Origin of the sequence: Nibrella saemangeumensis (assembly GCF_039541915.1) — a bacterium.
Classification (GTDB): Bacteria; Bacteroidota; Bacteroidia; order Cytophagales; family Spirosomataceae; genus Nibrella; species Nibrella saemangeumensis.
In genome coordinates this window covers 315,349-339,681 of sequence record NZ_BAABHD010000083.1, presented here as the reverse complement: position 1 = coordinate 339,681, position 24,333 = coordinate 315,349, and the positions used below count along the sequence as shown (strand labels likewise).

22 protein-coding genes are annotated in these 24,333 nt (G+C 53.5%); 14 read left to right on the top strand and 8 right to left on the bottom strand.

Annotated elements, in window-relative coordinates; all coding sequences use genetic code 11:
- Positions 1-25 precede the first annotated feature (25 nt).
- From ABD949_RS27730 to lysS, 5 genes are all read left to right on the top strand, one after another.
- A complete protein-coding gene (locus tag ABD949_RS27730) occupies positions 26-937 on the top strand; it encodes a porin family protein (protein WP_345249247.1) in 912 nt (303 codons plus the stop codon).
- A 168-nt stretch (positions 938-1,105) separates the two neighbouring features.
- On the top strand, positions 1,106-2,053 hold the full coding sequence (locus ABD949_RS27725) for an alpha/beta hydrolase (RefSeq protein ID WP_345249245.1): 948 nt from the start codon (positions 1,106-1,108) through the stop codon (positions 2,051-2,053).
- A gap of 103 nt (positions 2,054-2,156) precedes the next feature.
- On the top strand, positions 2,157-2,960 hold the full coding sequence (locus ABD949_RS27720; RefSeq protein WP_345249243.1) for a type III pantothenate kinase: 804 nt from the start codon (positions 2,157-2,159) through the stop codon (positions 2,958-2,960).
- A 366-nt stretch (positions 2,961-3,326) separates the two neighbouring features.
- Positions 3,327-4,010, top strand: coding sequence for a hypothetical protein (locus ABD949_RS27715; protein ID WP_345249241.1), 684 nt, complete (start codon positions 3,327-3,329; stop codon positions 4,008-4,010).
- A gap of 111 nt (positions 4,011-4,121) precedes the next feature.
- Positions 4,122-5,873: a lysine--tRNA ligase gene (gene lysS, locus ABD949_RS27710; RefSeq protein WP_345249239.1), complete on the top strand. Its 1,752-nt coding sequence runs from the start codon at positions 4,122-4,124 to the stop codon at positions 5,871-5,873.
- A 63-nt stretch (positions 5,874-5,936) separates the two neighbouring features.
- Here lysS and ABD949_RS27705 read toward each other — a convergent pair whose 3' ends face one another.
- Positions 5,937-6,143, bottom strand: coding sequence for a cold-shock protein (locus tag ABD949_RS27705; RefSeq protein WP_345249237.1), 207 nt, complete (start codon positions 6,141-6,143; stop codon positions 5,937-5,939).
- A gap of 347 nt (positions 6,144-6,490) precedes the next feature.
- Between ABD949_RS27705 and ABD949_RS27700 the strand changes: the two genes are divergently transcribed.
- On the top strand, positions 6,491-6,712 hold the full coding sequence (locus ABD949_RS27700) for a PspC domain-containing protein (RefSeq protein WP_345249235.1): 222 nt from the start codon (positions 6,491-6,493) through the stop codon (positions 6,710-6,712).
- A gap of 38 nt (positions 6,713-6,750) precedes the next feature.
- Here ABD949_RS27700 and ABD949_RS27695 read toward each other — a convergent pair whose 3' ends face one another.
- Genes ABD949_RS27695 through ABD949_RS27685 form a run of 3 tightly spaced genes read right to left on the bottom strand, consistent with a single transcriptional unit; the run spans position 6,751 to position 9,538 of the window.
- On the bottom strand, positions 6,751-7,791 hold the full coding sequence (locus ABD949_RS27695; protein ID WP_345249233.1) for a glycosyltransferase family 2 protein: 1,041 nt from the start codon (positions 7,789-7,791) through the stop codon (positions 6,751-6,753).
- A gap of 32 nt (positions 7,792-7,823) precedes the next feature.
- Complete coding sequence (locus tag ABD949_RS27690; protein ID WP_345249230.1) at positions 7,824-8,156, bottom strand: YbaB/EbfC family nucleoid-associated protein; 333 nt, start codon at positions 8,154-8,156, stop codon at positions 7,824-7,826.
- A 53-nt stretch (positions 8,157-8,209) separates the two neighbouring features.
- Positions 8,210-9,538, bottom strand: coding sequence for a T9SS type B sorting domain-containing protein (locus ABD949_RS27685; protein ID WP_345249228.1), 1,329 nt, complete (start codon positions 9,536-9,538; stop codon positions 8,210-8,212).
- 846 nt (positions 9,539-10,384) lie between these two features.
- On the opposite strand from ABD949_RS27685, the gene ABD949_RS27680 reads away from it, so the two are divergent.
- The 8 genes from ABD949_RS27680 to ABD949_RS27645 all read left to right on the top strand — a co-directional run bounded on the left by ABD949_RS27680 (position 10,385) and on the right by ABD949_RS27645 (position 18,315).
- Positions 10,385-11,611 carry a bifunctional 3,4-dihydroxy-2-butanone-4-phosphate synthase/GTP cyclohydrolase II gene (locus ABD949_RS27680; RefSeq protein WP_345249227.1) on the top strand — a complete coding sequence of 409 codons (1,227 nt, stop codon included), beginning with the start codon at positions 10,385-10,387 and terminating at the stop codon, positions 11,609-11,611.
- Positions 11,612-11,823: 212 nt separating this feature from the next.
- Entirely contained in the window at positions 11,824-12,657 is an 834-nt protein-coding gene (locus ABD949_RS27675) for a hypothetical protein (protein ID WP_345249225.1), read from the top strand.
- Positions 12,658-12,709: 52 nt separating this feature from the next.
- Entirely contained in the window at positions 12,710-13,315 is a 606-nt protein-coding gene (locus tag ABD949_RS27670; RefSeq protein ID WP_345249223.1) for an RNA polymerase sigma factor, read from the top strand.
- Positions 13,296-14,780 (top strand): porin family protein, encoded by a 1,485-nt coding sequence (locus ABD949_RS27665; protein ID WP_345249221.1) that lies wholly within the window; start codon positions 13,296-13,298, stop codon positions 14,778-14,780. The genes ABD949_RS27670 and ABD949_RS27665 overlap by 20 nt, the downstream gene beginning before the upstream one ends.
- Before the next feature lie 54 nt (positions 14,781-14,834).
- On the top strand, positions 14,835-15,359 hold the full coding sequence (locus ABD949_RS27660) for a QcrA and Rieske domain-containing protein (RefSeq protein WP_345249219.1): 525 nt from the start codon (positions 14,835-14,837) through the stop codon (positions 15,357-15,359).
- Between the two features lie 3 nt (positions 15,360-15,362).
- The gene (locus tag ABD949_RS27655; protein ID WP_345249218.1) at positions 15,363-16,040 is read left to right on the top strand and encodes a hypothetical protein; all 678 of its coding nucleotides are present in this window, start codon (positions 15,363-15,365) and stop codon (positions 16,038-16,040) included.
- A 25-nt stretch (positions 16,041-16,065) separates the two neighbouring features.
- Positions 16,066-16,644: a YceI family protein gene (locus ABD949_RS27650; protein WP_345249217.1), complete on the top strand. Its 579-nt coding sequence runs from the start codon at positions 16,066-16,068 to the stop codon at positions 16,642-16,644.
- Between the two features lie 147 nt (positions 16,645-16,791).
- Positions 16,792-18,315 carry a S8 family serine peptidase gene (locus ABD949_RS27645; RefSeq protein WP_345249216.1) on the top strand — a complete coding sequence of 508 codons (1,524 nt, stop codon included), beginning with the start codon at positions 16,792-16,794 and terminating at the stop codon, positions 18,313-18,315.
- A gap of 76 nt (positions 18,316-18,391) precedes the next feature.
- Here the strand turns inward: ABD949_RS27645 and dnaN are convergent, their stop codons facing one another.
- From dnaN to ABD949_RS27625, 4 genes are all read right to left on the bottom strand, one after another.
- Positions 18,392-19,513: a DNA polymerase III subunit beta gene (gene dnaN, locus ABD949_RS27640; RefSeq protein ID WP_345249215.1), complete on the bottom strand. Its 1,122-nt coding sequence runs from the start codon at positions 19,511-19,513 to the stop codon at positions 18,392-18,394.
- A 160-nt stretch (positions 19,514-19,673) separates the two neighbouring features.
- Positions 19,674-21,374, bottom strand: a complete 1,701-nt coding sequence (locus ABD949_RS27635) for a sulfatase family protein (RefSeq protein ID WP_345249213.1) — start codon at positions 21,372-21,374, stop codon at positions 19,674-19,676.
- Positions 21,371-22,858, bottom strand: coding sequence for a hypothetical protein (locus ABD949_RS27630; RefSeq protein WP_345249211.1), 1,488 nt, complete (start codon positions 22,856-22,858; stop codon positions 21,371-21,373). Before ABD949_RS27630 ends, ABD949_RS27635 begins: the two co-directional genes overlap by 4 nt.
- Positions 22,855-24,330: a sulfatase gene (locus ABD949_RS27625; protein WP_345249209.1), complete on the bottom strand. Its 1,476-nt coding sequence runs from the start codon at positions 24,328-24,330 to the stop codon at positions 22,855-22,857. Before ABD949_RS27625 ends, ABD949_RS27630 begins: the two co-directional genes overlap by 4 nt.
- Between the last annotated feature and the right edge of the window lie 3 nt (positions 24,331-24,333).

The following is a 24,333-nucleotide window of genomic DNA, read 5'->3' as shown; positions in this document are numbered from 1 at the left end:
TTCATTCTTGAAAACGTCCAAAATTATGAAAAAAGTTGCAGCCGCCTGCCTGATTTTATCATTAATCGGCACCGGCCCGATCCATGCCCAATCCCGCACCGCCACGCAGCCCCGGCTGTACACCCCGACCCTCGCCGTAGCCAGCAACCGCACCGACTTCACCACTGCTCCTGCCGACGAAAAGCCCATTAAAGGCCGGAAAAAGAGAAAGCAGGCCGAGAAAGAACGCGCCGAGTATGAACGGAGCAAATACGGCAAGAGTGATCGCACTTCGTCCGACGAGGATATGTACCCGGATTATTCTCAGCCGACTCACCTGATTGAAATGAGCTTTCGGGTAGCGCCCGTTGTGTCCTTCAATACGGTTCAGGGTCAGGGGAGCACCTACGAGCGCTTTACCGACAACGGTGCCGGGGTGCGGCTTAGTGTAGGACCCTCACTGGATTACTTCTTCTACAAGAATCGATATTCGTTCAGCACAGGGCTGTGGTACACCATCAAACGGTCGGGTTATGTCATGCCGGGCTCTTTTGGCCAGCCCCGCTGGGACCCCAGTGCCCCGGTACAGCAGTCGGTTTACAATCTGCAATATGTACAGGTACCGATTTCGGTAAAGATGTTTGCCAACAACATTGCCCCGGCCATGCGGCTGTACGTGCAATGCGGAGGGATAGCCGACGTTAAACTAAGCGAGAAAGCCCAGAACGAGGCTACCGACGGGTTATTTAAATACGCCGAGAGCAGCGGTAAGCGCCGGCAATACGGATTTGCCGATCTGGGAATGCTGGTGGGAGCCGGTATTCAGTACAAGCTAAACAACACCAACGCCCTGAACCTCGGCCTGAGTTACCAGCGGGGCCTGGTCGACGTGGCCAGGGGCAGCGGACTGGTATCAAAGAATAACCTGCTGGGGCTGGATCTGGCGTTTAAGTTTTAATTTCTCTTTGATTCATTTTTGTCATCCCGCTTTTCTGTCCTCCCGACGCAGTAGGGATCTCAGGTATCAGCAACCAGTGAGATCCTTCCTGCATCAGGATGACAACAAAGCCTGCTTCATCAGTGGCAGCGGCAAACTCAACGCGCTGGTCATATCTGTCTGAAATATATGTCTCTTCAACGTTTCATTCTTATAAGTCTCTGTGCAGTCATCAGTTTAACGGCATCTGCGCAGTCGCGTCGCCGGAATGCGCTGACCGATGCGCCCGCCAACACGCCGGTGCCGGTAGTACCGGCTCCGCAAACCCGCCTGCTCGAAGGTATGCGGGTGAGCAGTACGCTGCTGAACCGGGGCATCCGCTACTCCATCTACCTGCCACCCGATTATTACACCTCCAACCGCCGGTATCCGGTAGTTTATCTGCTGCATGGTTATACCGACGACGAGACGGCCTGGGTGCAGTTCGGAGAGGCCGACCGGCTGCTGGATGCCGGAATCAGGTCCGGCGAACTCCCGCCGATGATTGTGGTCATGCCCGATGCGGGCGTTACCTGGTACATGAATGATTACCAGAACAAGGTACGGTACGAAGATATGTTTGTGCAGGAGCTGATTCCGCATGTTGACTCCACCTACCGAACCCGCACCAAACGCGACTACCGTGCTATTTCCGGTTTGTCTATGGGCGGTCACGGCTCGTTGCTGCTGGCCATGCACCATCCGGAATTGTTTGCCTCCTGTGCGGCCCTGAGTGCGGCTGTGTACACCGACGAAACCATTGCCAGTATGGAGGAACCTACCTACAATACCATATGGGCCTCACTGCTCAGCGGGCCTGTCAGTGGCCAGGACCGGCTCACCGCCCACTGGAAACGCAACAGTCCGCTGACGCTCGCCCGTTCGGCTCCGGAGGGTGATCTGAAGAAAGTACGCTGGTACCTAGACTGTGGCGACGAGGATTTCCTGTCGGGCAATAACGCGCTGCTGCACCTGGCGTTGCTCGACCGTAAGATTCCGCACGAATACCGCGTGCGCGACGGCGCGCATACCTGGACCTACTGGCGAACCGGCCTCACCGATGCGCTAAAATTCATTGCTACGGGCTTTCATCGCTAGAGGAAGTCCTAACCAGATAAAAACCTATTACCTTTGTCATATAAGTCACTCAAAAATCGTTACCGCCGGGCGGCCCCGTTATCACACTTAACTCGTCATTTCATTGCTTTTAGCGGTAGACATCGGCAACTCCGACATCGTTTTTGGTCTTTATGCCAACGAAACCTGGCAGCATATCTGGCGTACGCCCTCCCGGCCCGATGAGCCGGCGACGCATTACGCCACCCAGGTGCGGCTCTGGCTGCTCGAAGCGGACGTGCAACCCGGTGCCGTAGCCACTACTGTGCTCAGCAGTGTAGTTCCCCCCCTCACCCCGATTGTTCAAAACGTGCTGCAAGTACTCTTTGAACCGCAACCCATAGTGGTTGGACCGGCTATCTATCCGTATTTGCCGCTTGAGGTGTTGCGTCCTTACGAGATTGGGACAGACCTGGTCGCTAATGCCCTGTCGGCTTATATGCGCTACCGGCGCAACTGCGTGGTGGTCGATTTTGGTACAGCGCTGTCATTTACGGTTGTCACCGGCGACGGCCGGATCGTGGGTGTCTCCATTGCACCCGGCCTGCGTACCGCCATTCATTCCCTGTTTACCGATACCGCCCAACTCCCGGAAGTACCGATTGAATTGCCGGCATCAGCCCTGGGAACCAACACGACACAGGCGATTCAGATTGGAGTGGTGCTGGGGTACGAAGGCTTGATTCGTTTTTTAATCCAACGTACCCGAGCAGAACTGAACGGCGATTGTATTGCCGTAGCAACCGGTGGTTTATCGGCCGCTATTCCCACTCTACAGGATGAATTTATTGATATTATTCCTTCACTGACGCTGGATGGCATACGGCTGATTGGTGAACTGAGCCAGACAGCCCTACAGGCCGGAACGGCAGACAGACAGGCTTCTTAAGCCAAACAAAATACGCTCAGATACAATAACTTACCTGCTTTTGTTCTGATGTTCATATTGTCTTTTGAGCTAACAGGAATACACCCCGATGCGTAACCCCTGCTCCACAAGGTGAGGAACTCCTTCCCCAATTCCATCCAATAATTATCTCCGGTAAAGTTATCGTACTACTAAACAATTTTTTACCGCTGAATCGTCGCGTCCTATTCAGCCCATACACGCATTACCTTCTTAAAAAAGTTATAATTCTATCGACGATTACGTTTCCGTCTGATAAGGTGGCATATTTTTTTCATCGCTCTGTGGAAAGTTCCCTTAACCTGTTCGAGAAAATAAGCACGTAAACAACAAATACATCGAGCGGGTATGAAAAAGTGGTTATTGGTAATGGCTATATGCCTGATTACCTTAGGAAAAACAGCCGCCAGTCCGGGCAACTGGAATACTGGCAAGTTGGTACTCAGAAACGGTACCGTAGTGACGGGTGAGATTAATTACAATTGGAAAGCAGAAATTGTGCAGCTTCGGATGCCCAGCGGAACAGTTAAAGCCTATTCGGCTTTTCAGGTGGACCATTTCATTTATTTCGATAATGGCCAGAATACATTACGGAAATTTGTGTCTATTGATTATCCGGTACGGCGTACGTTGACTCGTCAGTTAATCCTTGAAGAGTTTACCAGTGGACCTTATATGGTGTACCGGCGTCTCCGGCACGGTCGCGAACCGATTAAAGTTGCTCAGCCGGTCCTGTATGCCGACGATAGCGAACTGGTAAAGGATTATGACAGCTTTAATTATTACGTGTACACCAATAATACCTTCACGAACCTCGATTATTTTGACCGGGAGCTGTGGCCGCAGATGGAGCAGGAATTCGGTGATGAACTGAAGCAGTTTATCCAGACACGGCAAATTAATATCAGTTCTACAGTGGCGAGGCTAATGATTATATCGCATTACAACTACCTGAAAGACAATATGCCACAAGCGGAAGAATCACCGGCCTCAACGTCGGTGATCCGGTCAGGCACTACGGTCGGAGAATGAGTTTGTTTCGGTACACCCGACGCACTACAGGCAGCCCGATGTTGACTTCGGCTCCTGTAGTGCTTTTTTTATTCTATTTTTGCACTCTCCAAATGCAAGGTAACCACGTATATGCAACTAAGCGAACAGGAAATAAACCGACGGCAGAAGCGGGAAGAACTCATGCGGATGGGCATCGACCCCTACCCCGCCGAGCTGTTTGATGTCAACACAACCATCGCCGAACTCCGGCAGTCCATACAACCCCAGCCTGGTCTGGATCTCTCCGGCGACGAACGCTGGGGCAACGTCAGCCTGGCGGGTCGCCTGATGAGCTTCCGCATTATGGGCAATGCCTCTTTTGCTGAGTTGCAGGATACCTCCGGCCGGATGCAGCTTTACTTCCGGCGCGACGACCTTTGCCCCGGCGACGACAAAACACTTTACAATACCGTATTTAAAAAGCTACTCGACATAGGCGACATCATCGGCGTACAGGGTCATGTCTTCACAACCCAGTTGGGTGAGTTATCAGTTTACGTAAAAGAATTTAAGCTCCTGACCAAAGCGTTACGACCGCTGCCGGTGGTCAAAGAAGCCACCAACGAACAGGGGGAAAAAGAGGTGTATGACGCCTTTACCGATCCCGAACTGCGTTACCGCCAGCGGTACGTCGACCTGATTGTGAATCCGCAGGTACGGGATGTATTCATCAAGCGGACGCAACTGGTCAACTCCATCCGGCAGTTTCTGAGCCAGCGCGGCTACCTGGAGGTTGAGACGCCCATCCTTCAGCCGATTCACGGCGGAGCGGCTGCCCGACCGTTCCGGACACACCACAACTCGCTTGACATGACGCTGTACCTGCGCATTGCCAACGAATTGTACCTGAAACGACTCATTGTGGGTGGTTACGATGGTGTATTCGAATTCGCCAAGGACTTCCGCAACGAGGGGATGGACCGTACCCATAACCCGGAGTTTACGCAGGTAGAATTTTACGTCGCGTACAAAGACTACCTCTGGATGATGGATACCATTGAAGAGATGATCGAGAAAGTAGCGCTCGACCTCCATGGCACCACCGAGGTAAACGTGGGCGGAAACACCATTAACTTCCAGCGCCCCTGGAAGCGGTTGACCATGTTCGAAGCTATTCAGGAATACACCGGTATCGACGTGTCGGGCATGGAAGAAGCCGACCTGCGGCAGGTGGCCGAAAGCCGAGGCATTAAGGTGGATGAAACGATGGGCAAATCGAAGCTGATTGACGAGATTTTCGGAGATGCCGTAGAGCCCAACCTGATTCAGCCGACGTTTATTACCGACTACCCGGTGGAGATGTCGCCCCTGACCAAGAAACACCGGAGCAAGACGGGCCTGGTAGAGCGTTTTGAAGCCATATGCAACGGTAAGGAAATTGCCAACGCCTATTCCGAACTGAACGACCCCATTGACCAGCGAGAACGGTTTGAAGACCAGTTGCGGCTAGCGGAGCGGGGCGATGAAGAGGCCATGGCGCTGGACGATGACTTTCTGCGGGCGCTGGAGTACGGTATGCCGCCAACGGCCGGTGTAGGACTGGGTATCGACCGCCTGACGATGATCATGACCAATCAACCGTCGATTCAGGATGTGCTGTTCTTCCCGCAAATGCGCCCGGAGAAGAAGCAGGAATCATCAACTGAGGCTGATTTTGAAGCCGCGGGGGTTCCGAAAGAGTGGGTGCCGGCGCTGCAAAAGCTGAACATCCTGACTGTAGAGCAACTAAAAGGAGCCAACCCCAACAAACTGTTCAATGACCTCGGCGGTGCCCGCAAAAAGCTTAAGCTGGAGGTAAAGATGCCGGCCCTGGAGGAAGTAAAAAACTGGACGGAACAGTAGAGGCACCAAGAAAAAACCCGGGCCATCATGGCTCGGGTTTTCTATTTTTTAGTCAGTAGATGCTTACATCACAGACTCTACTTTCTTCACTTTAACGGCGTTGAGTCCTTTTTTTCCGTCAACCACTTCATACTGAACCCGGTCTTTTTCCCGGATTGTGGCACCGTTTAAACCGGTAATGTGTACGAAAATTTCGCGATTCGACTCGTCATCAACGATAAAACCATAGCCTTTGCTCTCGTTGAAGAACTTAACTGTACCTGTTTGCATAAAATGTAAAAAATTAGAAATAGAAATATGAAATGAATTGGGGGGCACTACTAACAAAGAACGCGAAACAGGCACCGAATCACCCGGCCAGTGGGTGTACAAGGCAGATACTCAACGGACTTTGTTGAACAGTGGAAAAGGCTGTTCCATAAAAAAGCCATCCTCCCTGAAACACAAAGTAAATAAATTTGTTTCAAATGCAAATAATATCCTTCCAATACTTTTGTGATTTTTGACTATTTTTTTTCAAGATTTTAATTTCTTTAAGACTCACCTTATCTTTCGGTTCGCCTGCGTGGTAACAAATGGTAAATTAGGATTGGCAAGAGGAGAAAACTGTGTTCGGCATGAATAAGATTCGGTATTTTGTAGAGAAACAGGCTTTTGGTGTGTGTACCCGGCTGGGTGAGATGATGAACATTTCGGCCAGCAGTATTCGCCTTTATTTTATCTATACATCCTTTCTGACCCTTGGGTCACCGGTCATTATTTACCTGATTCTGGCATTCTGGATGGAAATGAACAAGCACCTCCGGCGCCACGCTCACCCTACCATATGGGATTTCTGACCGTTTCCAGCCTAGTAGCCTACGTATAATAAACCCGTTCAGGAGGGCCAGCGAACGCTTTTGGCTGACCAGTTTAACGCAGCAAACGTTTTCCGGCCTTTGGCAAAATAATCCCAGATAATACTGCACGTATAAACAGGCAGGTGTGTGGCTTCTGTTTGGGCGGGTAGTTGCCTGCGTCTGAGCCGCAAGTCACGCAACCGGCCGTAGAACGCAAAATGGGCTCGCAGAATAGCTCCGATATCACGCCACTGCCCCGTCAGCAGAAACCTGGCCGATGAGAGTCCATCCACCACCAGCCGCAGCAGCAGCGTATCAAACAGCCGGTCCGAAGGCAAGTTCTTGTACAGCATCATCAGACTGTTGCGGTAATTCAGGTAGGTCTTCTGCGGATTTGTTTTTGGCAGGGTACCGCCCCCAACATGGTAGACAACCGATTGCCCGCAGGTCCACACCTCATAACCCAGCCGCTGCACCCGCCAGCACCAGTCAATCTCTTCCATATGGGCGAAGAACAGCTCATCGAAGCCGCCGGTTTGGTGAAAGACATCGGCCCGGACAAACAGGCAGGCTCCCGTAGCCCAGAAAACAGGCCGGTCGTCGTCGTACTGCCCATAGTCCTCTTCCAGCGTATCGAATAACCTCCCCCGGCAAAACGCAAACCCCAGCCAGTCGATAAATCCGCCGGCGGCACCGGCATATTCAAAATGGCTCCGGCGATCATACGACCGGATTTTGGGCTGACAGGCCGCCATGCGGGGGGTATGCTCCAGCAGGTTCAGGACCGGCCATATCCAGCCGGGCGTTACCTCCACATCTGAATTAAGCAGGATATAAAAGCGGGCTTTTATCTGTTGCAGCGCAGCATTGTAGCCGCCGGCATAACCGTCATTTCGGGTGAGTTGCAGCAGGTGTACCTCCGGAAAGCGGTCTCGCAGGAGGGCGACCGAGTTGTCTGTCGAAGCATTATCGGCAACGTAGACCGGAAAGCCGTCGGCGTGGGCAAGTACCGAAGGCAGGAAGCGTTCCAGATACGACTGCCCGTTGTAATTGAGGATAACAATGGCGAGCTGGTCCATGAAAAGAGGGTGCCGGCATGGGCGGCCGGTACTTACATCATGCTACCCAGATCGAAGCCAGGGATATTAGGCATCAATCCCTCGGTTGATTTCCGGAGGTGTTCTTTTATTTTGGGTTCAATGTTCTCCATCGCTTTGTTGACGGCGGCCACGATCAAATCCTGGAGCATTTCCTTATCGTCGGGCTTAATCAGGTCGGAGTCAATGTCCAGTTTAACTACCTGCTTCAGGCCATTAACGGTAGCCCGAACCAGGCCGGCCCCCGATTCGCCGGTTTCCGAAATTCCGTGTAAGCTTTGTTGAGCCTCCTGCATCCGGGACTGAAATTCCTTCACTTTCCCGAACATATCCATCATGTTGAACATAGCTGCAAAGTAAACTAAGGTAAGGGGATAACCCGGCACCTGACGGAAAGTTTTTACCGCATCAGCAGAAAAGTACCGCGTTTCACCGATCGGACACCGGTATTATCTTCTATTTCGGCCCGGTAAATATACGTGCCGGGCTCGGCCGGCTGGCCATTTATAAGTCCATCCCAGCCTTTACCCGTTTCAGTAGTCTGATAAAGAGTCTCACCCCAGCGGTTGAAGATTGTCAGGGTGAATTTCTTCCAGTATTTACCGATTACGGTAAACTCATCATTCTGGCCGTCGCCATTCGGGGTAAAAACATCCGGCGCAAAGATTTTCGCGTTTTGGCGCAACTCAAAAAAGTTTGAGTAACTCACCGTACCATTGCCGGCATTGGCAATAATACGGAATCGTACGGCCTGTAGCCGGGGATCATCCAGATCCGGCTCAAAATGCGTGTTCCCGCCCACATTCATGTGTTCACGGGCCTGTCGGCCGAGTGAATCAATAAATTCAACGGTATAGAAGGAAACGTCCTGAGGGAAGAACGGGGCATCGGCCGTCCAGTCAATAGCCGTTGGCGTCTTAGAGGTCAGCCACACTGTACAAACGGGCGGGGCCGGACTGGACTTCATCCCGCAGTTGTTCTGATAGGTAACCCGATAGCAGTAAGAACGCTCATTAGACCGGGCGGTCTCATCCCGAAACACGTTGGTATTCTGAATGGTGCTAAGGGGTTGAAACAAGCCATTGGGTCCGTCAGACCGTTCAATGGCGAGAGCGTATTGGGTTGTACCGCCCACTGCCGGAGTGGTAACAACCAGCCGGGGATAATTATCTTCGACCGATACCAGCACACTCTGAATTTCGCCTAGTGCGTCTCCTCCACCTATTCCGGTCACACAGGTCGGTGCCGAGGTAATGATGGTTCGTCCTCCTGCCCAATTTGTCACCTCCGCCACAACCGAGTAACAATACTGCACATTACAGTCAATATTATCGGCGTCTACATAGGCACTGGTCGCTCGCTCGGCAATATTGGTAAGCGGGTTAGCGGCTCCGTTCCGGAAGATGCGGTAGCGCAGAAAGGTGCTTGATCCGGTGTAAGGGGTCCAGTTTATTGGGTTCTGTTTTGTTTCAGCCTTTGCGTCAGCAACGATACTGCACATATCCTCGGACGAAGCTGCGTTCCCGCAGACATCTTTGGAGACCACCCGGAAGCACTGGACCTTTTTGGCATCCGTCTGCACCGTAAACGTTCCGTTGGTGCTGGTCTGCCCCGTCGGCGTATAGTCGCCGGCGGCATTTTTCTGGTGCAGTTCGACCGGACCGCTGCCGGTAACCTGATATTGGAGGATTATGGTTTTATCGTCTCTGGTGGTCAGTGTTGTTACCACAGGGCGGTTATTGTTCGATGCGGATCCAATAGTGACAGACAGTGTATTTAAAATGCCCAGACAAGCATTTCCTTTATGAACGCCAAATACAGAAATATCATAAGTAAGTCTTGTGGAGGCCGGATAAGTATGGGTGCGAGTAGGTTGTTTTTCAAGATCAGCAATAGCGACCTCTTCCAAAGACACACCATCCCAGCTTATCCTTACCTTATCATATTTGCGCGTTTCACTATTTAAATTAATATCTATAACAACTGTTCTGTCAACACACGGCTTCACCGAGAAATCGATTTTAGAATTGTTCAGCACCTGTACGGTCCGGCAAGCCAACATACCTGTCCCATTCAGACTCCCTGTTTGTAAAATTTTATATTCACCAGCAGTAGTATAGACATGCTTAGTAGAGACAGAGCCACCGTTTAAATCATCCCCTGGTTTATAATTGTAGTGATACTTAACGCTTTGGGCCTGTAATTTCTGGTTTGCAACCTGAATTTCGTTCCCTACGCATACTGTAGTAGAAGGAAGAACGGTAAAGTCTCCTTCTACCGAAGTTGCCGGCCGCTGAGCTTTATCACATAAGTCCTGTGCCAGCACCTGGCTCAGGCTTATAAACGCCATAAAGAGCAGCAAATGCCACCGCCAAACATTCGCCCTGTAAACAGCAGGCCTCTTCCGGTAAGTATTCACGCAGGGGTAATAATTTAGTCGTTAATGGGTACGTTTACGTGGTTTATTGATACAACGCGTCAACCTTACATTTTAGCATTTAAAGAAACGTATCTTTGCCTAAACGGGTTTTAGTGGTAAGTAAAGATATTCCACCGGCTCGCATCAAACAAACGCATGAGCAATAATAATACCAACATCCGGCTAGACTCCATTGAAGAGGCTATTGCTGATATTCGCGATGGTAAGATCATTATCGTTGTCGACGACGAAGATCGTGAAAATGAGGGCGATATGATTTGCGCGGCTGAAATGACCACGCCTGAGATGGTAAATTTCATGATAAAAGAGGCACGGGGTTTGATGTGCGCTCCACTCACGGAGGAGCGCTGTCAGGAACTGGGTCTGGAAATGATGGTTGGCAATAATACTTCGGTGCATACTACCCCGTTTACCGTGTCGGTCGACCTTCTGGGCAACGGCTGTACCACCGGTATTTCGGCCTCCGACCGGGCTAAAACCATCCGTGCGCTTGTTGATCCGAACACCATGCCTGAAGACCTGGGTCGCCCCGGCCATATTTTTCCGCTCCGGGCCGTTATGGGTGGTGTTATCCGCCGGGCGGGTCATACCGAAGCGGCTATAGACCTGGCCCGACTGGCGGGCCTGCAACCCGCCGGTGTGCTGATCGAGGTACTGAATGAAGACGGTACCATGGCCCGACTGCCCCAACTGCGCGAAATCGCCGACCGCTTTGGCATGAAGCTGGTGAGCATCCAGGATCTGATCGCCTACCGGCTACGTACCGAAAGCCTTATCAAACGGGAAATTGGGGTTGATATGCCCACAGACTGGGGACACTTTGATTTGATCGCCTATCGGCAAAGCAATACCGGTGATACCCACCTGGCGCTGGTAAAAGGCACCTGGGAGGCTGACGAACCGGTGATGGTACGGGTTCACTCATCCTGCGTGACCGGCGACATTTTCGGCTCCTGCCGTTGCGACTGCGGAGGACAGCTCCACGCGGCCATGCAGATGGTTGAGCGCGAAGGTAAAGGCGTAGTCCTCTATATGAACCAGGAGGGCCGGGGCATTGGCCTGCTTAACAAGCTAAAGGCTTATAAACTTCAGGAAATGGGCCGCGATACGGTCGAGGCTAATCTGGAGCTGGGCTTCGGTATGGACCAGCGCGACTATGGCGTTGGCGCTCAGATCCTGCGTGACCTGGGGGTTCATAAAATCAAGCTGATTTCCAACAATCCCAAAAAACGCGCCGGCCTGATGGGCTACGGCCTGGAGATTGTCGACGCTATCCCCATTGAAATCCCCGCCAATCCCCATAACGAGCGCTACCTGATGACCAAGCGCGACAAAATGGGACATACCATTTTGAAGGGATAAGCTTCAGTAGGCAGTTCTCAGTTGGCAGAATGGCAGGCCTCGCCATTTCGGTGGGGCTTTCTGTTTTGCTACGCTCACTCTGCTACACCTGCCTACTGAGAACTGCCTACTGTCCACTTTTTTTCTCCCCACGCAACCAGCCACCCAAAACCTGCGTATTAGCTACTGAACCGGTTCAACTGCTTTTGTTCGCTCACTAAACAGTTGAAAACATGATTACCTTTACTCATCTCAGTCGAGTTTTAGTAGCCGTTACGCTGGTAGCCGCTGCGGTAGTTGCCTGTAATAATGGCGATACCACAACACCCCAGCCTGATGTAGCGCTGGGTAGCACCACACTGGGCAACGTGCTGGTTGGCGAAAATGGCCGTACATTGTACTTCTTTTCGGCAGATGCCGATGGCAATTCAGCCTGTGCCGGGGCTTGTAAGGACACATGGCCGGTTTTTTATAAAGAGAACCTGCGTCTGAGCAGCGGATTAGATGCGGCAGACTTCACGACCCTAACCCGGCCGGATGGCACCAAGCAAACTGCTTATAAAGGCTGGCCGTTATACTACTACCAAAGCGACACCCAGGCGGGCGACATAAAGGGCGAAAACGTAAGTGGGGTCTGGTTCGTTGCCAAGCCTGATTATTCAATCATGATTGCCAGAGGGCAATTAAAGGGTCACGACGGCAAAACATACACGAGCACGTACCAGGAAGGCACCGGAAACACACTGTATTTTGTGGATGGACTTGGCCGAACCATCTACGGCTTTGTCAACGATAAAAAAAATAGTAACAACTTCACGAAAGCTGATTTTACCAATAACTCAGTCTGGCCTCTGGTAGAGGACGCTCTGAAACAGGTGCCGTCAACAGTCGACAAATCGCTGTTTGGCACCATACAGGTGGCAGGACACAATCAGCTTACGTTTAAAGGATGGCCGCTGTATTATTTCGGACAGGATAATAACCAGCGGGGTAGCACTAAGGGCGTAAGTTTTCCCAAACCGGGCGTTTGGCCGGTGGTGAACAAAGACACGCCCGAAGCTCCCTGACAAGGGAAAAGTTTAAAGCACAACGTTTCATTTTCTTAACCGTCGTTTGGCAATGTCCAACGCTCCTGCACCTCCCGGATTAACTGAACTGCTGGCCGGCTGCCTGCGTGGCAACCGACGTAGTCAGGAATTGCTGTACCGGCAGTTTTACGGGTATGCCATGAGTATCTGTCTGCGGTATACGCCCACCCGCGACGAAGCGATGGAGGTGCTGAACGACGGATTTCTCAAAGTTTTCACCCGGCTGGACCAGTTTGATCTCAACCAGCCCTTCAAGCCCTGGCTTCGCCGGATTTTGATCAATACGGCGCTGGACCAGTACAGACAAGCGGTACAGCATTACCGGCAGGAGGATTTGAGCCAGGCCGAACAGGCCGCCGAGCCGGGAGCCGATGGGTTTAGTCAGTTAGCGCATGAAGAGTTGATCGAATTGATTCAGTTGCTATCGCCGGCTTACCGGCTGGTGTTCAACTTGTATGTGATGGATGGTTATAGCCACGAGGAAATTGCCAGTCAGCTCGGTATCTCGGTGGGCGCGTCGAAGTCGAACCTGTCGAGGGCGCGGGAGAATCTGAAAGCGATGTTTTTAAAAAAAAGCCAGACCGGGTCGCGTCTGACCGGGTCAAGTCAAGATAAGTATGCAAGAGTTATCCGATGAGCAAATGGATGAGCTCTTCAGAAAGTCGGCTGAAGAGTTTGAGCCACCCTATGAGCCCGACCACTGGCAGGATATGCGTCGTCGGTTAGACAACCATGACCGGGGCATCTTGTGGGGACAGGTATGGCGGTGGGCTACGCCTGTCATCCTTTTACTTTTGTTGACAGGTGGCTACTGGTATTTCCGCTCTCCGGAATCTACCCCAGTCACAAACACTACCAAAATCACCAACCGGCAAGATAAAACGCAGCTTTCAAAGAGCAAGTCTGAAAGCCCACTTGCCGAGGCTTCCCAGGTTGAAATAACCCAGGGGCAACAAACGCCTGGAACTCGCGAACAGGCTGGTGTGGCTCAGCCTCAAATGCCTGCAAGCAACAAGGCATCAGCTTCCTCCGGCACGAATCAGGCTCAGTCGGGCTCAGGCTTTATCCCTGATCGACCTGTCAATCAACAAACAGCGTTCAGCCGTCAGGAAAGACGACATCAGACGATTAGCCATACAAGAGTCAATACGAAACCAGTGGCCGGATTACAAGAGCAATCATACGGCACTTCAGCCAACAACCAACGGGCGGGGCATACTAACCCGGGTATTGGCTCAACGAGAGAAAATACGGCTTCGGATCCACCAGAAAGCGGTTCATCGTCTGAGCAGCCTTTCTACCCAACGGCAAATCCAGGCCCGGTAGCTGACACGTATGTTTTGTCGGATGCTGCGGTGACAGAACGTCTTCGTTTACCAACGCTGCTGTATCTACCTCCGCATGCTTTCCGGCCACCGATGTTCCAGCCGCTTAACGATGAAATAGCTTACACAGATACAACAAAGCCGGTTAAGCCGGTAGTACTGGCACAGCAAAAGGGATTAAGCATTCAGTTTCTGGTGTCTCCGGACCTGACGACCATTGGCTTAAAAGATTTTGAACGACCCGGTACCAATGTGGGCATGCTGCTGCAATACCGGCTATCGAACCGCTGGAGTGTACAGACTGGCGTTCTGCGGAGTGTAAAATTTTATCAGGCCTCCGTTGAGGAATATGAATTTCCAGGCTATTACCATTGGTCGGTAATGCCCGAGAGCGTGGCCGGACGATGTAATATGCTGGACGTACCGATTAACATCCGGTATGATTTCATTCTGCGCCGGCACCCAGCCAAACCGGAAATAAAAAGCCGATGGTTTGTCAGCAGTGGTGCCACCAGTTACATCATGCTGCGCGAAACGTACGACTACGTGTATGCCAACCCAAACGATTATCGAATAAAATACCGTAAGTGGGACGGAAAAACCGGTACTTATACGCTTAGCAATCTGAACTTGTCACTAGGCTACGAGAATCACATCAGCAGACGACTATCGTGGCAGGTGGAGCCATTTGTTAAAGTATCCCTGAAGCCAGTGGGTTATTTTAAAGCCCATTTACTGAGCACCGGAGCTTTCTTATCAGTTCGTTACCGGCTTTAATATGTACTTACACTAATTTTTCGTTATAACACAACCTTGAATTTACCCTATCCTATGGAAAACGAAGTTATTAACCCAGACAAAATGAAGCGCGGAGACTTTCTGCGGACTTTAGGCTTGAGCACGAGCGCCCTGATGGCCTTTTACTGCATGGGAACACTGACCTCCTGTTCAAATGGAGATGATCCGGCCCCTTCTAACAACAATAATAATAACCCCGGCACCGGTACAGTTGGCTTTGCGGGCAATGCAGAAGCCAGTAAAGGAAAGGTGGATTTTACCCTTGATCTGACTTCGAGTACGTATAGCACGCTGAAAACGCAGGGGAATTACACCAAAATCGGGGATGTGCTCATCGCCAACGCCAAGAGCGGACGGTATATCGCCGTAGCCAAAACCTGTACGCATGAAGGCGGAGGGTTGGATTACCGGTCGAACTCCGATGACCTGTTGTGCAATAATCATGGTGGTCAGTTCAACACCGACGGCAGCGTAAAGCTGGCCCCACCAACCAACGCCCTTAAGGTCTACAAAACAGAACTGACCAACAACAATAATACGCTTCGGATCACCGAGTAGTCTATGGCAAGAGTTCTGATTTTCCTCCTGACGCTGCTGGTAGAAACCGGTGTACTGGCCCAGAACACACCGGCAACCGGACGGGACACGGTAATCACCGCCGACAGCACGTCGGCGGCTGATTTGCTGGCCGGGCTCTCAGAGACAACCGAGAGTCAGCCGCTGTTACCTGCCAACATGGTATTTACACAACGGGCGCTTTGGGGACAGAAAGGCTTACTACGGGTGACTGGCCTGGCTCCGCTAACCGCAGCCAAACGGGAAAGAGAGTTAAAGCTCCGCCGGACGATGCTGAAAACCCACCAGATTCTGGGCTTTGCCACCCTCGGTGGTATGATCGCCCAAGGCATTGTAGGCTCGCGGTTGTACAAAGCCAAAGGACCGGATTATGTAAAGCTGAGGGACACGCACGAAGACATTGCCACCTTCATCAATGTTGCGTATGGAACCACGGCGTTGCTGTCGCTGACGGCCCCGCCCCCGCTGGTTGGGCAACGACGAGGTATTAACTCGATCAAGGTACACAGAGCCTTAGCCATTGTGCATTTAACGGGTATGATTGCTACCAATATGCTGGCCCGCCGTATTTCGGGTAACGCCGAGCTAAAACCCTATCACCGGGCGGCCGCCTTTACCACTTTCGGCGCTTACGCAGCTTCCATTATTGCTATCAAGTTCTGATAAACGCCCTTAATTTCTGTATGATATGGTGTATGTAAAAGGCAGCCGTCTGGCTGCGCTGGTAATCGTATTGACTTTTGCGGGTGCCTGGAGCCCGGCCGCCAATCCGCTCTGGGGAAAACGCAAACTGATGGCCGACAAATCGGCGTCGGTGGTAACGTATGCCATGAAGCATCCGATGCATAGCTGGGAGGGTGTAAGCCGCGACGTTAACAGCGCTATCGTGTACAATGATGAAACGCAGGCCGTTGAAAACGTGGCCGTCTCCATTAAAGTAGCCTCGTTTGACAGTGGTAACGCCAACCGGGACTCCAATGCCATGGAAACCTTGGAAGCCTTAAAATACCCAAACGTCACCTTTGTCAGCCAGAACATTCAGGCAGGGGCTAACGGGGGTTTAACCATTAAAGGCAATATGACTTTTCATAACGTGACAAAACCGATAACGGTGCAGGCGACCCGTAAGGATGGCAACGGCCGGATTACGGTTGATGGCGGTTTTGACCTTCAGCTCAGCGACTATAACGTTAAACGGCCCACGCTGATGACTATTCCGGTTGATGAGGAGGTTCGGATGAAATTCACCGTGGTGTATAAGCTGTAACAGCTATTTCCTTTTCGCTGATGCTGGCCGGAAAGCCGCTGGATAAAATGCCGGCGGCTTTTTTGTGTATTGTTTCTATCCAAGATTTTATTGCCTTAATATAAGGCCATCGATCTGTCATCGACCTTTTCTAAACCCCAATGATTTATGAAGAAAATTTACATCGCCACCTTCCTGGTTGTGGCTACCCAGGCTTGCCGGTTGAACGACGAGCCGGCAACGGTATCGCCTTCCTCTGTTCGGCCAACCACCGAGATCGACGCGCTGATCTGGCAGAAGCTGCAAACGACCGGAGCCTTCCGCTGGAATATGGCCTCTGAGGAACTGGTTTGGAGCGCTCTCCGCCAGTCTGACGGGGTGCTGTCGGTAGGCTACAAGTCTGCCGGGGTAAGCAGTGACCTCCGCGAAACCATTCACACCATCAACATCCACGAAGGTGCCTGGCAACAAGCCCGAGAGCAGGTGCTGAACCTGATCTTAACGGAAGAGCGCAAAGTAACGCCAAGCCTTACCCTGGCCGATCTGGAGGCTTATCCCGAAGAAGTGCTGCCGGTACTTGACGTTCGGGTGAAGAGCCTGTCCACCATCCAAAAACTCCGGTCCTCCGGGCTAGTGCGGTATGCAGAGCCCATTGGCTACGAGCCAGGTACCAGCAGCCGTGCCAAAGTGGCCTCCAGCAGCGGCTGCGGCTCCAACATTGCCGACATACCCCTCTACGAAAACGAGGACTACATCACCATAGCACCCGGCACAAAATCCTCCTGGCACCACCCGTTCCATGGCGTCCGGGATGCCTGGGCTAAAAGCTCCGGTGCCGGTGTAAAGCTGATGATCATCGATACCGGCTCCAGCCCCGACCAGAATAACCTGACTACTAATTTCAACCAGGGCAGTTCAACGGGACGAACCATCGAGCGGCTGGTCACGCTGCCCAAAGCCTATTTCTGGTCGTCCAGCGAAACACCGAATGACGGCTGCGGGCACGGTACCGCCATGGCCGGTGCTGCCGCCGGTCCGCGGGGTACCGACGGCGCTGCGGCCGGCGTAGCGTACAACGCCAATCTGGTGACGGTACGGGCGGCTGCCGATGTGGTACTGGACGAATCCCGCGAGGTAAAGGGCGCATCGGACGCCTATATTCTGGCCGGCAACCGCAGCGATATTAAGATTGTCAGTATGTCGATGGGCCGAATGACCAGCAGTTCACAACTGGCCGACGCCATCCGGTACGCTTATAACAAAGGAAAGCTGATGTTCTGCGCCGGTGGTACGTCCTTTAGCTGGACTACCTGGTACGGCGTCACATTCCCGGCTACCATGCCGGAAGTACAGGCCGTAACGGGGGTAAAAGACCGGACGTATGACGAAGCCTGTAACAGTTGCCACAAAGGCAGTGAAATTGACTTTGTAGTGGTGATGGAAAAAGCCGCCAACGAACGGCACGTACCCACGCTGGCCATGTCGGGCGATGCACCCTCTACCGTAGGTGGCTCCTCAGTAGCTACGGCCACCACAGCGGGTATGGCCGCCCTGCTCTGGTCCAGAAACCCCGGCCTGACGAGGGACCAGGTTGTCGGTCAGCTCGCAGCCGCAGCCAGTAACTACCCCAACCGCAACGGCAGTTTCGGCTGGGGCCGGATTGATATCAACAAGGCTATGCCCGTGCAGTGAAGTCGACATTAAGGTCCTGATACAGGAACGCCCCGGCTGAGCAGCCGGGGCGTTCCTGTATTGAATAAGGCAATTATTAAGCGTAGGTATTCAGCATCACCGGCATGACCAGCATCAGAATATCTTCGTTTTCGTCTTTATCGGCCGGTACCATAATACCCGCCCGGTTCGGTGCCGACATTTCCAGCGAAATCATCTTGGCATTCATGTTATTCAGCATCTCGGCCATCAGCTTGGCATTGAATCCAATTTCCATATCGTCGCCATCGTAGTCGCAAAGCAACTTCTCATTTGCCTCGTTGGAATAATCCAGGTCCTCTGCCGAGATAGTCAGTGAGTTGGCCCGCAGCGTCAGCCGGATCTGGTGCGTGGTGCGGTTGGCGTAAATCATGATCCGCTTCAGCGAGTTTAGCAGGTCGGTGCGGCCGATGGTCATCACGTTCGGGTTATTCACCGGAATGGCGTTCTCGTAATCCGGGAAACGCTCGTCGATCAGCCGGCAGATCAACTGCGTCGGCCCAAACGAGAACGAAGCATTGGACTGGCTGAATTCAGCCTTCACCGGTACATTCTCCGGAAGGGATGTTTTCAGCAGCGACAAGGCCTTGCGCGGAACGATCATCGACGTGTTGGCCGTCGACTGGATATCGGTCCGCCGGTAGCGGATCAGGCGGTGACCATCCGTTGCCACAAACGTCGCGTTCTCGTCGGTCAGTTGCAGGTACACCCCCGTCATGGCCGGGCGCAGGTCATCGGTGCTAGTGGCAAAGACGGTATTGTTAATGGCACTGGCCAGGGCATCCGACGACAGTTCAACCGACAGGTTCCGGTTAACCGACGGAATCTTGGGGAAGTCGATCGGGTTTTCGCCGGAGAGCTTATACCGGCCGTTGTCGGTCAGGATTTCGGTGCCGAAAGTTTCGGTGTTGATGTTGAACGTGATGGGCTGCTCCGGCAGGCTGCGCAGGGTATCGAGCAGCAGTTTGGCCGGAATGGCGATGGAGCCGTTCTCCGACGAATCGACGGGAATCTGCGTAATCATAGTCGTTTGCAGGTCCGACGCCGTGACGGTAAGGTTTCCGTCCTCAATGCGGAACAGGAAATTCTCCAGGATTGGCACGATGGGATTGGTCGCTACAACCCCATTAATATTCAGCAGGTTTTTCAGTAGTACAGATGAGGAGACGATGAATTTCATATATACGGTACGTTTAGATACGTGAGTCTACAATAGAGCAAAAGTAACGAAATTCGTCGTTTCTTGATAGTCTGTCCGCCTTAGTATTTTTCGTTTTTGGAGACGCTGGATAGGAGTCCGCTAAGCGGGTGGCTCACCCAGACAATTTCCGTATCCTGAGTCAAGGTGATGTTACTAATGCACTCTCGGCCCAGCCGTAGCGGACGGCTTTTACTTCGACAGGCGTTTGGGTTGAAAGAGGCCCGGTATAAAGCCGCCACCGCGTCTCACCAGGCAGCTGGTATCCAATGGAAGCGCCTTCGGTTGCGCACTGAATGACTAACCGCCCCTCAGCATCACGCCCAAACGCAGGATCGGCCGTAACGGGTTGCCGGCCACCAGGCCACATTTTCCCGGCCTGTTCGGTTTCCGGCATAGCGCCCCAGTCTCCCGTCTGCGTCAGCCAGCGGTTTAGCTCTGTGCGGAGCGCCGTCAGCTGTTGCTTATAGGCGGGGTTACCCGCCAGGTTACGTACCTGATGGGGATCAGTCTGAGCGTCGTACAGCTCTTCGACCGGCTTCGGATTGAATAACCAGTACGATTGCACGGGCGTCAGTTTACCCGCTTTTTCCAGGGCCAGTATCCGTTGCATCATGGGCATCTGCCACTGGAAATCGAGCTTCTGCGTATAAGGCAGCTCCGGGTTAAAATTGCGGATGTACGTATAGCGGCTGTCACGAACGGCCCGGATGCGGTCGTACTTATCGTCCATGCGGTCGCGGGCGGCATGGATATACTGCCGGGGTTTCGTCAGTGGCTTCAGGCTCAGGAATGCCCGGCCATGCCAATGCGCTGGGGGCTCAATGCCTACTATGCCGGCCATGGTGGGTGCCAGGTCAATGAAGCTGACGAGCTGCCGGTCAAGGCCCGTGGTTTGGCCCCGGTACCGCTTCTTCAGGACATCCGGGATATAAACGATCAGCGGAACCCGAATGCCCGAATCGGTCAGCCAGCGTTTGGCGCGGGGCATGCCGTCGCCGTTATCCCCCATGAACACGATAATGGTATTATCGAGCAGTTTATCCTCCCGCAACTGATTGAGCAACTGTCCTACCTGCGTATCCATCCGGTTGATGTTGGTCAGGTGCCGGGCGTAGTCGGAACGTACCACTGCATCATCGGGGTAATAGGGCGGCAGCGTTACATCCTGGGGACGAACCACGTGTCGGTCAGGAATGGCGGGGCGTCTCCGCACATCCCTGACCAGCCGGGCCGTATCTACGCCGAACTCCCGGAAAAACCGCCACTTGGTGGAGTCTGGCCAGACGTTAATCTCATGGGTAATTTCAAACGTAAATACCGAGAAAAACGGCTGAGCCGGGTCGGGGCGGTTGCGCCAGTGGGCCGTATTGCTGTGGTCGTCCCAAACAGTGAAGGGAGTTCCGAACTGGTAATCGGTCTTGAGGTTATTGGTACAGAAATAGCCGGCCTGCCGCAGGTATTCGGGCAGGGCTTTAACCGCCGGTGGCGGTACAGCATTGTAGAACGGCACACCGGGGTACGGGGTGAGGCTTTTGGCCTGCCGCATATGCTGGGTGCCAATGGCGGTTGAATACATACCGGTGATAATGGCCGCCCGGCTGGGCGCACACACTCCGGCAACCGTAAAGGCATGGTCGTAGCGTACACCGTGTTTAGCCAGCCAATCTACATTGGGGGTGTAAACGAGCTTCTCGCCGTAACAACCCAGGTGCAGATTCATGTCCTCAGCCATAATCCACAGCACGTTGGGACGTTGGTCGGGATTGGAGTGAATGGTCGGACGAGAGGCCAGTATGGCAAGCAGGCCAATGCCAAGGAAGAGGGGGAGAATGATTTTCATGGACGAAGCAGGGTTATAGAGTATGGCGGAAGCCGCAGGGTCTTGCTGATGGAGCCGGTAGTTAGGTCAAGTCCGTCGACGTCCTGCACATACTGCGACAGGCCTCCGGCCAACTGCCGGTAGGTAGACAGGCCTTCCTGCCCCGACACATCAATAGTTTGTGGCTGACCTGAAAAATTGACAATCAGGCCCTTACCGGTATTAAACAGCCAGCCCTGCAGGGCTGGAAACGCCGAACCGCCCGTGGGCTGCAGCGTGAGACCGTTTCCAAACGTGAGCGGCCGGGCCGAATTGGCGCCCTGCGTCTGTTCCGCAAACACCGACAGGGCCATTCCACCGGCTGAGAGCGCACCCCGGCGGTTGCTGAGCTTCGTATGGACGACATGCCCAAATGCCCGGTTATCGTTGTACAAGGCCCCGAATGTATTTCCCTGGATATTATGGTAGTGCGTGAGCGTCACCTGTCTGCTTTCGAGAAAACTCAGGTAAAAGGCCGTTACGAACAGGGTGTTGGCCCAGGTGCCGCGCACGGCACTGCTGTCGGCCCGGACGTTGAACTCGGTCGCCCAGATTTCTTTATCGGCGGGGGTGTTCATGCCTCTAAGTCGCCGGGCCGCGCCAAAGGCGGTGTTGATCATCCGGGCGTAAGCACCGGCGTCGTTCAGCAGGGTCAGTTCGGTCTGTTGCCGGTCGGCTAAGGGTTGCCTGTTTGGGCCGTTGGTCACCCCTTCCTGCCCGGCATTGTTGTTCGCCCGCTCGGCTATGCCGTCGAGCCCAAAGGGGGTATAGACGTGGAAAATAACGGCATCGGCGTTTGGCACCTGGGCCAGCACCCGGCGGGTCCAGTCGCGCTGCCGGTCGTTGCGGGCCAGTTCGGTACCTAACACGGCGCACTGAACGCCGGGAAACTCCCGTTTAATAGCCTCAATCCAGTTGCGACACGTTTGGCCGTATGCTTCGGGTGTGGGAAATACCCGGCTTTCGTAGGGCAGGTTAAAGTATAGTTCGTTGCCCAGTTCGACAAACCGGACGGGCAACCCCAAAGCCTTCGCTTTTCGCAGACCGCGTAAACTGTGGTCAAGGTCTTTGGATAGCATATTCAGCACAAATACCGGCGTAACGCCCGTTTCACGCAACGCTTTGGCAAGGTTCTCCAGTGGATAGCGGTCATGGCTCCGGTTCAGCCCCTGTTGCACTACCCAGCGGATCATCAGACTATCGGGTACGGCAGGATCGATCCAGCCGATGTCCCAATCCCAATAGTTTGCGATCGTACCGGCCGGGTAACGGATGGTGCCGGCCCCCGTCTTCTTAAGCCCGTTTACGAGGGCCGGATTGTTCCAGGGCATGTTCTGGCCCGTTACGTTGCCGTTGACGCCCACCCATTCGGGGCGGATGCGGTGCGCCGGGCCGACGGAAACCGGAATTTGTGCCTGCCCGAGCGTAGCCAGTAAACAGGCGGTGACGACAAGCAGAATTTTCATCGATAGGCCGGGTTAGGTTTGGGCATATTGGCCCGTACACTGCGTTGCCAGTTCAGGAGCTTCGTTTTCAGTTCGGCCGTTTGCCGGGGCAGTTTGCGGGCCAGATCCGTCGTTTCGCCGGGATCTGTTCGCAGGTCGTAGAGTTCGGTCTGTCCGTTTTCGAGGGAGAGAATCAACTTATAATCACCCTGGCGGATAGCCGCCGAAGGTCGTCCCCCCTGATTACTAAAATGCGGATAATGCCAGAAGACCGGCCCACGTGCCTGAACGGCCTGTTTCGTCAGCAGGGGCGCAAAGCTCTTTCCGTCGATTGGAGCCGCGAAAGCTGTTGCCCGGCCCCGTACCCGCTCCAGCAGGGTCGGGAACAGGTCGGTAGTCGTGAGGAGGTGATCAGATGTGCCCAGGTTACCTAAGCCCGTTCCGCTTACAATCAGCGGGATACGGACTCCCCCTTCATATAGAATACCTTTTCCGGCGCGGTACGGTTCGTTGGTGGTGGGCTGGCGGTCCCCCGCTTCGTCTACCGCCAGCCCGCCGTTATCCGACATAAAAATGACCAGCGTGTTGCTAGTTAGCCTCTGTCGCTCCAGCTCTCCCAGCACTCGTCCTACGTGCCCATCCAGTTCCTCGACCATAGCCCCGTACAGGGGATTAATCTTGCCCGGTTTGGGGTGCGGCTTTCGCTCGTATTTCGCCTTCATACCCGCTGTGGCCTGTAGAGGCAGGTGGGGCGAGTAGTGCGTGAGCATCAGAAAAAACGGTTCTTTATGCGGCTGACGCAGGTATTCGAGCGCGTGGGCGGTGATGCGTTCGTTCAATTGGGGCAGTTCGTAGGCCGTAAGCCTATCGCCCGTTCGGTACCATTTATACGACTGACCACGTGGCAGCAGGCCGAAATCATAGTCCGTTACGTAGTCGAATCCCTGTTTAGCCGGGTCGGAGTCGGCGGGGCGGGTATTTTCGCCGAGATGCCACTTGCCCACAAGGGCGGTTGTATAGCCGTCTTTTTTGAGTTCTTCGGCCAGCGTCACTTCCGATAAGGGCAGGTGGTCGAGGTAATCGGCGGGTAACACGGGTGAGGCCGGGTCGGTCCGCTTACCGATGATAAAGTTGGTCAGGCCAATGCGGGCGGGGTAACGACCCGTCAGAACGCTCGCCCGGCTGGGTGAGCAAACGGGGCAGGCCGCGTACGCATTGGTGAACCGCAGCCCCGACCGGGCCAGGCTGTCCAAATGGGGCGTTTCAATGTAGGCGTTGCCATAGCTGCCCAGATCGTTCACCCCCAAATCGTCGGCAATAATGAGCAGAATGTTAGGTCGTGCCGGCGCACCGGTCGCCGTATTCCGGCGGTCCTGTGCCCGGTGGTCACCAGCCATAGAGCCGCCGGATTTGGCTAACCGAACCGCCAGCAAGCTGACTGTCAGCGCACAAATTGCCAGCCCGGCAGTCATTAGTATAAGTACATGTCTCATGTC